Origin of the sequence: Alloacidobacterium dinghuense, assembly GCF_014274465.1 — a bacterium.
GTDB classification, from domain to species: Bacteria; Acidobacteriota; Terriglobia; order Terriglobales; family Acidobacteriaceae; genus Alloacidobacterium; species Alloacidobacterium dinghuense.
This window is the reverse complement of sequence record NZ_CP060394.1, coordinates 1,936,902-1,949,404: the sequence shown is the minus strand read 5'-3', so window position 1 is coordinate 1,949,404 and position 12,503 is coordinate 1,936,902. Positions and strand designations below refer to the sequence as shown.

General features: G+C 54.4%; 6 protein-coding genes. All 6 read right to left on the bottom strand.

Translation table 11 applies throughout. The features are described from left to right. Positions 1-11: 11 nt before the first annotated feature. The 6 genes from H7849_RS07830 to H7849_RS07805 all read right to left on the bottom strand — a co-directional run bounded on the left by H7849_RS07830 (position 12) and on the right by H7849_RS07805 (position 12,425). On the bottom strand, positions 12-2,612 hold the full coding sequence (locus H7849_RS07830) for a glycosyl hydrolase family 28-related protein (protein WP_186745481.1): 2,601 nt from the start codon (positions 2,610-2,612) through the stop codon (positions 12-14). A 76-nt stretch (positions 2,613-2,688) separates the two neighbouring features. Continuing rightward, on the bottom strand, positions 2,689-3,858 hold the full coding sequence (locus H7849_RS07825) for a hypothetical protein (protein ID WP_186745479.1): 1,170 nt from the start codon (positions 3,856-3,858) through the stop codon (positions 2,689-2,691). Then, a complete protein-coding gene (locus tag H7849_RS07820) occupies positions 3,855-5,366 on the bottom strand; it encodes a hypothetical protein (protein ID WP_186745477.1) in 1,512 nt (503 codons plus the stop codon). Before H7849_RS07820 ends, H7849_RS07825 begins: the two co-directional genes overlap by 4 nt. A gap of 56 nt (positions 5,367-5,422) precedes the next feature. Continuing rightward, entirely contained in the window at positions 5,423-6,376 is a 954-nt protein-coding gene (locus H7849_RS07815; protein ID WP_186745476.1) for a polysaccharide biosynthesis/export family protein, read from the bottom strand. Continuing rightward, positions 6,363-8,615 carry a GumC family protein gene (locus H7849_RS07810; protein WP_186745475.1) on the bottom strand — a complete coding sequence of 751 codons (2,253 nt, stop codon included), beginning with the start codon at positions 8,613-8,615 and terminating at the stop codon, positions 6,363-6,365. The genes H7849_RS07815 and H7849_RS07810 overlap by 14 nt, the downstream gene beginning before the upstream one ends. Before the next feature lie 507 nt (positions 8,616-9,122). Further along, a complete protein-coding gene (locus H7849_RS07805) occupies positions 9,123-12,425 on the bottom strand; it encodes an alpha-mannosidase (RefSeq protein WP_251106684.1) in 3,303 nt (1,100 codons plus the stop codon). Between the last annotated feature and the right edge of the window lie 78 nt (positions 12,426-12,503).

The following is a 12,503-nucleotide window of genomic DNA, read 5'->3' as shown; positions in this document are numbered from 1 at the left end:
GCCTTGAATCTCTATTGCACCCTTACGTTGTACGCTACGGGTTTGGGTGTTCCTTTATCGATCGCACAGACTTTTACTGTAACGATGTTTGCTGCAGAAACAAAGGCCTGCCAGATGAATCCATCTCCCGGATCGCTTACTGGCGAGGCCGACGCAACCATGGAATTTGCAACTCCGGACAGTCGCGCAACTCCGCTGGTGCATTGGCCGGACTGAAGCGGAGCGCCGCCAATTGCGGCGGTCGTGCCAGAGATGCCGGCTGCACTCGAAGCATGGTTCGATGTGGCAGCATGCATGACAGCGGAGTTACCGCCTGCAACCTCAATCGATTTCACATAGAGAGTTTTAGCGACAGTTAGATTTCCCGATACGGAAACATCAGCGGTGGCATCCGATTTTCCATTCACCTGAAAAGCATTCACCCATTTCGATCCGGACCAGACATCGTATTCGTAGCCAGGATGCTCGTTGTTCGAAGGACCACCGTTCATGCATATGCGGTTGATCGATTGCTTCTGCCCTTCAGACGGAGTATCGAACCAGCAATACTGATTTGCGAATTTCAACCCGTTCATCCAGCCACCGTTGGCATATCCTCCCTGACCGTACTGCGATTCGTATCTTGCAAAGAGGCCAAAGGCTGGAGCGTAAATGCCGCCAATCGCGCTGAAGGTTACTTCCGGCTCGGCCGTGCGTCCTGTTGCATAAAGCGGAGCTGTCACATACTTGCCATTGGTAGCGGGGCCAATGTCGAGGCGAAGATTCTGCTTATCGACCACCTCTCCGGATTGCGGAGAGAGGGGAATGCTGGTGGTTCCATCGAGTGCTACGCGCGCAAATCGATGTGTGGCTATTTCGCCTTTGTGTGGGAAATCTCCGCTGGCAATGGTTACCGACGATAGACTGATTGCTCCTGCATAAGGACGATTGCCGGGAGTAGCATTCTTGCCTCCGGTGGGATCCACGTAGAGGCCATCGGGGATGTAGCCAACGATGATATCCGCGCAGGTGTGCTCGTTGGTCTGGTCGCACGTATCGCGATAGCCTTGTTTCGGCGGCTGGATCGCGGCGACATGCGAATCCTGCAAACTCAATGCGCCGTAGAATCCATACGGCAGTTCTTCAACGATCGATCCCGAAGGCCATGAAGTACTCGCAGGTGCTGTTCCACTGGTACCACGAGCAGCGATGTAGAGCTTTCCATCTCCGCCAAAGCCGGCCACATTCACAACTTCAAATTGCCCTCTTTTGACGCTCGGCACATATCGCGAAGGCTCTGTGCTGCCCGAGGCATAGTCCTGTGGAAGCAGGATATACGGATAGTAGTTGTGGGTCTTCAGATTAATATCGCTCGGATCTGTCGAGAAGTGCGGCATCCAATCGGTATTCGCGACAGCAACCTCGGCTGCGTTCCCCGCCAAAGTTGCGGAGAGAGTCGTGTGTACTGCGGCGCCTCCAGCGATGACAGCGGCGCTCAACCTGCCAGCCTGGTCCCATGGAAAACCTTCGAAATAAAAATTCTTAACGGTGCTCACACTTCCATTGAAGACCTGTATTCCGGCTGCATATTTGAGTGGCTTAATTGAGCCGCCCACGAAGGAGAAGTTCACAGCCTTATCGACGAAGATGGCGGCATGCGTGTCTGGCGAGATGGGCGTAGGAGAGCCACCAGGACCCGAGTTCGGTCCCGGAAACCTTCCGCTCACGCAGTTAATACTGTAGCAGTATTTGTCTCCCCCACCTGTACCCTCGTCGGTCGATCCTGGGCTGATGACCTGCGTATTCCAGAAGTAGCTTTCGTTAATGTCGCCTGCAAGAATGATTGGCCAGCGTACTGCGTAGATATAAAAATTGTTCGACGCAAGCCGCTCAGAGCCATAATTCACCTGCAAGCCACGGCCGCCATGGTTGTACATCTTCACGTCACGAAGATGGAAGCCGTCAGCCGCTCCAATTTCGAGAAGAGTGCCTGTCGTAGAATGCCCGTTGCCAAGCAGCGAGACTCCTTCCACGCTTCCGTTACAGGTCCAATCCCCGCATTTCCCCGCGTAGACAGTGATTAGATTTGCAGTGGGATTCGTGATCTGAAGCGAGGTGGTCTCCGGACCGTCTCCGATGAGATGCAGTTGTGCGGGGATTCGGAGAGTCTTACTTACCTTGTAGGTTCCAGCAGGAAGGTATACAACCGGAGATCCCTTTGCGCCTGATCCAACCGGATGGTCAAGCGCATACTGGATGGCTTTCTGTAGAGCCGCCGTATCGTCTGCCGCGCCGTCTCCTACGGCGCCTTCATTGCGCACGTTGAGCCGTCCCGTCAGCGAGTCGGGTCGTCTCAAATCAAGTACAGCCGGTTGATTTTCGCACTGCGCCGGAATGGGCTCATTTGACTTGAAGCTGGGTGTGATCACGAGCATTCCGCCATTCGAACATGTGTTGTTGTATGCATCGCCCAGCGAAAGCTGCGAATGGTTATCGAGAACAACGGTTCGAGCCTGTGCCGCGGAACCCTGATTTTGAGGAGCACTGTTTGTCTGTCCGGCAATTGCCGCGAACGGCACTGCACAACTGAAAAAAATCAAGAGATTGGCAGAACTAAGTTTCCATCGAAGCATTGTCACTCCAATCTGAATTCTTTCGGACCTGTCCCCGAAGCAATAGGCTGGAAACTCAGAGATTATGCCCTGGCTCCTACCGATTGCCGGTAGACTTGGCGTCTTCCATTTGCTGCAGAATTGGATTGTGCCATTTGGGCCGCTTCGCCTGTTGTTCCGAGAATGACTGCATCCGTCGGGATTCAGCGCCTGTTATTGCTGATTCGCGAGTGCTCAGATTGGTTCCGTTGATTCCACTGCGCGAACGAGCAAATTCTGATTGGCCGAGAGTTGAAAACTGTGACCGCGTTTGGGTGGACGATGCGAACGCTGACCGAGCGTTGCCTGATGTTCGAGTTCCCTTCGTCGAATTGCGATGCAGCGTAGAGAGAGTGATGTCTGGGTTCAGAAAGCTCTTTTCTCCGAAGCTGCCGAAGGGATCTGCGAGTTTGCTGGATGAGTCCGGGTTTAGGCTCGTGACAGTCTCCAGTGGACTCCTGCTTGTATTGATCCTCGTATCGACCGAAGGCGCTGTCGACAGCAGACTGGAAGTGTTGACCGATGCATTTTCCTGCGTTGTATCGCGATGTATGGTCGCGCCACTAACATCCGAATTCTCAGATAGGCTCGACGGCTGCCTTGTGTGTCCAACGATTTGGGCCGGATTGCTTGCCAAGACAGATGAGACACCACCTGCGCCAGCTCTCCATGATGATTGCGGATAGATGATTGGTGAAGGAACACCAGTGGCTCCGGGTTGTGTTCCACTCAATGGCGATAGAGATAAGGTGAGGGTGGGCAACGAGCGACCGAAGGATGAAGCCGCAGTCTTTAAGGAGTCTGAAGAAAAGCCCATACCGTTCGTCTTTCGCGTAACGGATTCCACGATTTCGATGGGCATCCTCGGATGTTGTCCCGTGAGCAGCGTGGAGTCCTTGATGGAGCTGTCCAGTTGAAATGGAACGCGACTGACAGTGAACAGTTGAGTAACGGAAGGATTTAAAGGCGTAGCCACGATGCTTGCGCCGATTGCGTCGAAAGGCAGCTGATGTTCATCGGGCGTCATCAGGTTTGTTGCACCTGGTTCGATCGCAGATGAAGTTGTTGGAGCTACAGCGGAGTTGAGCCCGTCGAGGTTGTAGTCGAGTGGAAGCGTCAGAGAATCGCCGACTGAAGTACTGAGCTGAGCACTGGCAAGCCGGGTACATGCTATTGCCAGGAGCGCGACGCATAGCGCAGTGGAGAGCTTCCTGCCGTGGAACTTCATCGAGACAAGACGCCTTTCTCCGGTTGAGACGCGAAAGAAAATGCGGGGATTTTAAAGATCATCCACAGGAGCACAGAGGAAAACAGCGCATCTCGAATTGCGAGGAATCGCACCCATAGGCCGGCTTCAGTGGTGAGTGCGTTGTAAACCAGAAGCAGGATAACCAAGGTTGCTACCACCTCTGGAAAACTCAATCTTACGAACTCGGCAACGACGCGAAAGAGTCCGCTGATGATGATCGGATATACGATCATGCCCCATAAGCCGAAATCTATCGCCCCGGCGGAATACACCGAGTTAGCTTCATCTCTGTAAGCAAAGTGATATGTCGTGTTTGCGATGCTCTCTTCGCTATAAAGAAAAGCGCCCTTGTCCTCCCATAACGCCGAAGGGATGACCAATTGGAACTCATGCAGTGCATTCTGGCCCTTTGCGGATTCGATACGAAAGCTGGCATCAAGAAGATCGGAGACGTATCCCAGGACAAATGTGCGCTTCTGCAGATTCTCTTTGAAGCTCTGATTCACCTTGGCGGTATTGCCGCTCTCATACAGCGCTATGGCAAGTGAGATGCGGTCGATAAGGGAGACTTGATGTCGGCTCCAGGATGCAAATCGAAGGTAGTAGAACGCCGTTGCGCCCAGACCGATCACCGACGCGAGCACAGCCGCAATGACGACTCGTTTCGAGAGGGACCACTTTGGCTTGAAGGAACCAAACCTTGAAGCAATGATTCCCAGCAGTACGAAGTAGAGAATATTTCTGCGCCCCGTGGGAATGATCAGGACAAATTGAAGGGCGAGCATGGCGAAGAAGAATCGTTTCACCATGCCTTTGCTCCACTCCACCGAGCAGAGAGCCGTAAAGGCAAACAGGATCGGAAACAGCCAGCCGAGGGTTCCACTTATGAGGCTGACGTGCCCGCCATTCGCGGACGCGTTCGAGCCCATGTAGCCGAGGTCACCCATCACGTAACCTGCGATGACAAGACCAGTACCGATAAAGACAAATGAGCCCGCGCGATTGTCGAGAGCAAGCTGGAAGTTCTTTCCAAAGATCGGCGTCTCGAAGATCTCTCCCAACGAATACAGGAGGCTGGAAGCAATCAGAACAGCCGCCATTGCGTGAGAAACTGCTTCCGGATCGCGGTTGAAGAATTGTGCCAGGCCAAGATTGCCTCGCGATATGCTCAACCAGCTGTTCACGACGCCCAAGCCGTAGCCCACAGTGTTTGAAATACAGAAGACGTGGGAAAATTGGATGGGCTTCCGCCTGATTGCGATCTCCCAAAGGGTATAAAGCCCCACTGCAGCGCCGGTCAAAGCAGACAGAAAAAGCATCGTGTCAGTGGGAACCATCCACGTGAGCAGGCCAACACTCAGGAGCAGCAGAGGAAAGTCGAGGAAATACAATCGCCTGACAGGTTCTACGCCACCACCCAACCGCCTGACCACGCGGTTAGCTCCAGACCATGAAAGCTCGATCCCGGGATTAAGTGTTGTATTCATCCGTGAGGTACCTGTTCGCGCTCCGCCGTTCCTGTGTAACAGGAGCGCGGATTCGATCAATGCGTGTAGATAAGCACGCCGCTTGTAATACTAATGGCGGCTTCTATTCCGCGATAGGTCAGCGTCTTGCTGATGCTGGATGGAACGAAAAGAATGTCGCCATCCTTTACGCTGATATCCGCTTGCGAGCCATAGGCCACGTGCTTAAGGTCGAGATCGACTTCTTCCCTGCCCTCAGAGGTTTTGCGAATCAGTTTTGTTTTGCTTAACGCCGCAGTCTTATCCCATCCACCGGCGAGCGAGAGGGATTGCATTACCGAGACGGGAGTGTTGTTGTCAATCAGAAATCCGCCTGGCTTCAATACGTCGCCAATCACATAAACAACCCCGGCTTTGGCCACAATCATGGTGTCGCCCGGAAGGATGACGGGATTCTCCTGGGCAGACATGTTTGCGGGCCCGGATTGCAATGCGATGTTAACGGGATGCTGCGGATCATCGCGATGCACGATGGTGACAGTCTTCCCAGCGGTTGTCTGCAAGCCACCGGCAACAGAAATCATATCGAGCATCTTGCGCGTACCGAGCGTGGGATAGACGCCGGGAGTTCTGACTTCCCCCATCACCGTTGCCCCCTGAGAGGCGTATTCGGAGATGAAGACGGTGACGTGTGGGTCAAGGATCAGGTGGCGTGAGCGCAACTCATCTTCGATCCTGCGCGCTGCGTCGATCGTGTTCATGCCGGCCAGCCGCATCATTCCCAGAACCGGCAAGTTTACTTCGCCATCCTGGCTGACGCGCGCGGACGTCGTTAATTCCGGCGTATCAAATACAACGATGCTTAATAGATCGCCTGCGCCAATCGCGATGTTCGGCGCAGAATTGCGTTGGTCAGGCGTAGCTCCAGGTGTTGGCTGCTGTGAGAATCCAAGCTGCGGTGTAAGAAGCAGAAAGGCGATGAAGGCGATTCCCGGGCGAAAGGACGAATCCCGCGTCTTACTTTTCTTCATCCGTCACTCCGTACCCTGCTCCGTAGCCTTTGCTGTAGTCGTAGTCATAGCGTCTTGAATAGGTGTAGTAATTTTCCAGCCGCAGATCGACGTCATTGACCACCGTTCCCAGGAGCCTGGCATTGGAACGCCGCAACAGATCTCGCACGCGAGAGAGGGCCTTCTTGCGCGTCACTCCAGAGCGCACAAGAATGAAAACCGCGTCCATGTGAGGAGCGAGGCTCAGCGTATCCGATACTGCGAGCACGGGCGATGTGTCGAGAATGACGTGATCGTACTCGAGCCGCCATTGCAGAAGAAGGTCTTCCATGCTCCGCGATGCAAGCATTTCGCCCGGGTTCGGAGCGATGGGGCCGCGTGTAACAACCGTCAGGTTGGGGAGGTCAGGTAGAGGCTGTTCGTAAACTTCATTACCCGATTCGCGGGAGAGCAGCGTGGACAATCCCACCCTGTTCGAAGTCTTGAACTTAAGGTGTTGCGTGCCCTTCCGTAGATCGGAGTCAACCAGCAGAACACGAGCGGACCGCCGCGCGAAGGAGATGGCAAGATTCGCAGCACAGGTAGATTTGCCTTCGGCGGCAAAGCTGCTCGTGAGCAAAATCAGCCTGGGTTCACGGTCGACTGCCGACAGCATGAGTGAAGAGCGCAGAGTTCTGAAGCCCTCCGCTATGACGGATTGCGGCTCTGTGTATGAGATCAAGTCTGCGGAGACTTTGGAGTTGCGTTCCTTTTGCAACGCTGAGAGCTCTGCTGATCCGCTCAGCTTCTTCAATACGTCAAAATGTGGAATGACGGCCAGAGAAGGCAGACCGGAAATGGCCTCAGCATCGTCCGAAGTGCGGATGGTATCGTCCAGCGATTCCAGAAAAAGCGCAGCAATCGTTCCCAGCAACAATCCACCGAGAAGGCCGAATAAGAGATCCCGCTTCTTTGCCGGAGAGATCGGCCGGGCAGGTTCAGCAGCCCGGTCAACCACGTCGATGTTGTTTGAATTCAAGCCAGCGGTAATGCCGGCTTCCTTAAGCTTGGTTTGGAGGGCGTCATACAGATCGGAGGCTGAATCGGCTCCGTGCTTCAGTATTTCGAATTCGGCTGCCGACTCGTTGTTGTGGTACGCTTCCTGCTTAATCTCTTCCAGTCGCTGATGGAGCAGATTCTCCGTCTTTACCGAGGTGTTGTATTCCTCTTCAAAGCGGTTCGTAAGATTATTGATCTCTGTATCGATATTCACCTGAACCGCTGCCAGTTGCTTCTCAGCTTCCTTCACCTTCGGCCAGTCAGAGCCGTATTTTGATTTCAACTGCGCATACTGCACCAACAATTCGCTTTGCTGTTGGCGCAAGGCGGTCAGGGTCGTTCCCGGTGCGACAGAAACGAGGAGTTCAGGATTTCTGGTCTGCGCCAGCCGATAGCGCGCTTCTTTCACGATGCGGTCGGCTTGAGCCTCAGCGAGTTGCTGGTTCACCGTTTGCAGATTGCTGGTGACCAGTGTCTGGCCATCCGCATTCAAGCCGATGAGATTGTTGGCTCGCTGATACTGCGCTACTTGCTGCTGCGAATCTTCTACCTGTTTCTTCAGAGCGCTCAACTGCTGCGAAAGCCAGCTTGAGACACGGTTGGTGCCTTCATACCGGGCGCGCAGGTCGCGCTCCATGTAGGCATCCAGGATGGCATTAGTAACCGACGTTGCCAGTTTTGGGTCGGGATTTCTGTATCGGATCTCGACCAGGTTCGTTCCCGGGACGAGCATGATTTTCAGGTTGCCGGAAAAGGTCTTCAGCAGAGCAGTACGCTGGCCCGGTGTTAAGTGCCCGTTATACGGAGAATCTCTAAAGACCTCTGAGAAGGGCTTCCTGTGGTAGAGGTCAAGCGTATTGATGACGTCGAGCGCAACCGTGTTGCTGCGCATGATCGCCACTTCTGTTTGCAGTCGCTCGGAGGACGCATCTTCACCCGCAAGATTCTGCTCGACCAGATCGCTGATACCAATGTTCGTGGATCGCCCAAGATCGATGTCAACTTCGGCCACAGCCTCATAGAGCGGAGTCGACAGGAAGGCAAAGTAGCCGGCTACAAGGAGCCCAAAGAGAAGACAGACAAGAATCACCCATTTCCGCTTGATGATGATCTTGCGCACATCGCCGGGCGTCAGAACGGAATGTTCTAATGTGTTGCCAGCCGCAGGCGCTAACGCTAAAGGTAATTCGGACGGCCGCGGCGTTATTGCTTGTCCTTGCATTCCCAGCTTAAACTCCTTGCTACTCAAAAACTGCGATCGCTACTCTTTCTATCGGTCCCGTCTGTTGGCAGCGAGAGCGACAAACGTCGCTGAGCTTTCACCGCCTGCAAACGAGAACGTATATACACTTTGGCCCTTGATTTGTGCGGACGATTTTAACATGTGCTAGAAGGACGGTCTTTCTCTGTTAAATCTTTGCCAACACCAACTTGGGACGAACTGCTGATCACACGTTTGCAATAAATCCTGCCACCTCTACGCCCAAAGATTTCTGGCATAAACGAGAATGATTTGACGCGTCGCAGAACTTGGAATCTGCTGTTTGGGGGCAGGCTGGGTTGGCAATAATTGCACACACGGAAGGTTACACGATCACATGTTTAAGATAGCGGACGTCTAAAGGCGTGGTCAATGAAAAGTGTTGCTCCCGTGTTACCCATCGGTAACCAGCCGAGCAAATAAAAGCCGGAGGCTCTTCGCCCCCGGCTCGAGTTCCAGTGTTAGACGTTAATTGCCGTGTGGATAATCCACGCGAACCGCGAGGATTTCATACGGGTGGATTGGGACGCTGACATGACCGCCTTCCACAGTTAAAGGCGAACCCTGGGGCTGCTCCATCAGATTGGTTTCAGTCGCTGCTGTGGCGTGCTCAGGGAGGGCTATTTCCACGTTTGCCTGCTTCCCTGCCCACTCATACATGTGCAGAATCAGGGCATTGCTGTCCTCTGCCTTCTTCAAGGCGGTAAGGACCACGTTTTCAGGTTTCACCGTCAGGAACGAGTGCTCCAGCGGCAAGGTTCCGGTGTGAGCTTCGACCTGCACTGCCTTCAATCTGTAGTTGTATTCGTAACCGTGACGGACCGTTAAAGCCTGCTTCCAGTCCCCCGCGTGTGGATACAGAGCGAAGGTGAAGTGCTGGTGACCGCGATCCGCGACCGGATCCGGCCATGTTGGAGAGCGCAGCAGAGTCAGCCGCAGGACGTTGCCAGCGTCATCATAGCCGTACTTCGAACTATTGATCAGGCTGAAGCCATGTTGGCCGTCGTTGAGATCCGCCCAGCGCAGTGCCGGAACCTCAAACTGTGCCTTGTCCCAGCTGTTGTTGCGGGTGGTGGGGCGTTCAATGCTGCCGTACGGAATTTCGTACGTAGCCTTGTCGCTGGTTACGGCAAGCGGGAAAGCCGCCTTCAACAAGATGTGGTCTTCATGCCAGTCGATGTCGTTGACGACGTTGACCTCGTCTGATCCGGCAGCAAGCTGAATCTCCTGCACGAACTTTGACTTCGACCAGTTGCGAGTCACCCGGATGGACGCTCGTGCCGGTCCCTTTTGCACCAGTTCAACCGAATCGGCCTCGGACAGTTTGGTGGGAGGAATGTCCAGCGTGCCGGGATCGATATTCCACGCGTCGTAGTCCTTCGGCGTGTCCTTAAAGGCCTGCAACTCGTTGCCGCAGGCGCCGCTGGCCAGGGTTTCGAAGTTCGCCTTCTTGTCGAAGAGGCTGGTAATGCAGCCCGTCGTCTTGTCTACGGTAATGCGGACTGCCGCATTCTCCAGCGTGAGACCATTCACCTTCAAATCGCTGGTGAACGGCTTGTCGCCGGGAATGACGTGCAGCACCTGGTAACCCATGGACGGAACGTTCTTCGCTTCCACCAGCAATTTGTAGGAGTTGGTTGCCTTATCACTGGAAAGCTGGACCGCAGGTAGAACGTGTCCGGCCGGATCAAGCACCGAAACGCCGTTCGGAGCCGCGTTCGGCATCTGCACGCTCACCTCTACCGGTCCAGAGCGCTCCCAGGCCAGCGGGTTGAAGACGAGCACCGGGACTTCGCCCGCGGCCTTGGTGTTGATTTGCGCCGCAACCGTCCGCAAAGACTTCTGCGAGATCTCATCGGTCTCGAGACGCACCTTGTCGAATTGCTCCTGTGCTTCCTTGTAGATAACGCCGATGCCCGAACCGGCGGCCAGATCATGGAAGTCATTGAAAGTAATTGTCTTCCACGCATCCGTGAGCTGATCATTGGGATATGACTTGCCATCGAGCCATGCCAGCGAAGCGTATTTCTCGGCGTTAAGAGCCCATTCTTCACTGTGGCGCATGTTCCACTTATGCTGCGCCTGCGTGGTTTGTACTCCGCGGTGGTATTCGAAATAAAGCTCGCTCTTCCATGTCGGAATCGCGATCTGTCCTTCGGGCGGAGTCGGAGGGGGTGTGTAACCCTTCATCACCGAGAAGTAGTCCCAGGTAGGCGACTCAGGAGATACTTGCTTCTCAACCGTGCTGAAGAAACTCTGCGCGGTTCCGAATTTGTAATTGGGAACGATCTTGTTCGGCTCTGCCCAGTGTGCTCCCTCATCGAGAACGGCACGGGTCGGACCGCCACCGTGATCCCCGATGCCGTAAAGGTCCATCATCTCGGTCATGCCGGGAGAGCGCTTGCGGGCCATTGCCAGATCGTCGGAGAGACGAATCGGGTTCAGATTGTTATTTGCATAATCATGCGGGAAGTAGGTCAGAACCTTGCTGCCATCCGGCGATTCCCACCAGAAGAGCTTGAATGGAAGCTGGTTGGTATCGTTCCACGTCATCTTCTGGGTAACGAAATAATCGACTCCAGACTTCTTGTATATCTGCGGAGTCTGCCAGTTGTAACCAAAGGAATCTGGGTTCCAGCCGATGCGAACATCGACGCCATATTCCTTCTGGTAGAAGCGCTTGCCGAGCAACAACGAGCGCGCCTGCGATTCACCATCAGGCAGGTTCAGGTCAGGCTCGACCCACATGCCGCCAACGACTTCCCAGCGGCCTTCCTTGATGCGCTTCTTGATTTCGTCGTTGATCTCCGGATACTTCGTGGCCATCCACTCGTTGTACTGCGCGGCGGATTGCGTGTAGGTGTAATCCGGATACTCGTTCATCAACTGCAGAGCGGTTGAGAAGGTGCGCTTCACCACGTCGACCGTTTCCGTCCAAGGCCAAAGCCATGCGGCATCGATGTGAGAATTCCCCGTCAGGTGGAACGTGCCCTCTTTCAGCATAGACTTCAGCACCTCAAGCTGAGTCGCGGATTCCTTGAGCGAAGCATCGAACTTGGTCTGATCGGCGGCGTCGAGAGCTTTCAGATCAACAGTCTCGATCGACTTTTCGAGGGTTGATTCATCGCCTTGAGGGTTTTTGGAAAGACTCGGGACGAGCAATGCGGCGGAAACAAATTCTTTGAAGAGATCGTCCGGATTGGGCCGGTTTTCGGAGAAGTCGATCTTGAATTCTGCATTGTGGAAGTGCTTTTGATCGACAGTATGCAGCATCTTCACTGCGATCAGGACTTTTTCGCCGGGTTTCGCATGATCGAGGAGCACGATTGGCTCAAGATCATCACCCATGGCCACGCGGCGTCCGTTGAAGTAGATGATCTGAGGAACAGGACCGTTCGCGCCTGCTTCGAACCTGAACCAGATGCGCGTGTCCGTCAGATCGTATCCATTGAGCGTTTTCGGAACCTCTACCATGCGGCGATACCAGGATGCTTCGCCGGAAGATTCAAAGCCGGGCTTTACAGCCTGCCAGCTCGAATCGTCAAGATCGACGCTCTCACCATGCGCCACGTCGCCGGAATGGAATCGCCACTCGCCCGCTGGCAAGTGATCCAGATCCCGAAGGCGCTTCAAAACTGTCTGCGCCCCGTCGGGCAACGACTTAAGCTGTGCGGTTATTTCAGCTTCTTGCGCCCGCACAGGAGATGAAAAAAACAAGGCAGCGGCACAAATCGTGCTCCAGGCCACCGCGCGACCCAATCCAGTCTTCACCTGCAATCTCCTCGCTCATGATTCCCGCGTAACCGTGGCAAATGCCTATCTGAAAACAACGGGTAGAGACGGTCGGAT

Excerpts from the sequence above, each read along its gene's own strand:
- H7849_RS07830 (WP_186745481.1), bottom strand. The coding sequence starts at position 2,612 with ATGCTTCGATGGAAACTTAGTTCTGCCAATCTCTTGATTTTTTTCAGT.
- H7849_RS07825 (WP_186745479.1), bottom strand. The coding sequence starts at position 3,858 with ATGAAGTTCCACGGCAGGAAGCTCTCCACTGCGCTATGCGTCGCGCTC.
- H7849_RS07820 (WP_186745477.1), bottom strand. The coding sequence starts at position 5,366 with ATGAATACAACACTTAATCCCGGGATCGAGCTTTCATGGTCTGGAGCT.
- H7849_RS07815 (WP_186745476.1), bottom strand. The coding sequence starts at position 6,376 with ATGAAGAAAAGTAAGACGCGGGATTCGTCCTTTCGCCCGGGAATCGCC.
- H7849_RS07810 (WP_186745475.1), bottom strand. The coding sequence starts at position 8,615 with ATGCAAGGACAAGCAATAACGCCGCGGCCGTCCGAATTACCTTTAGCG.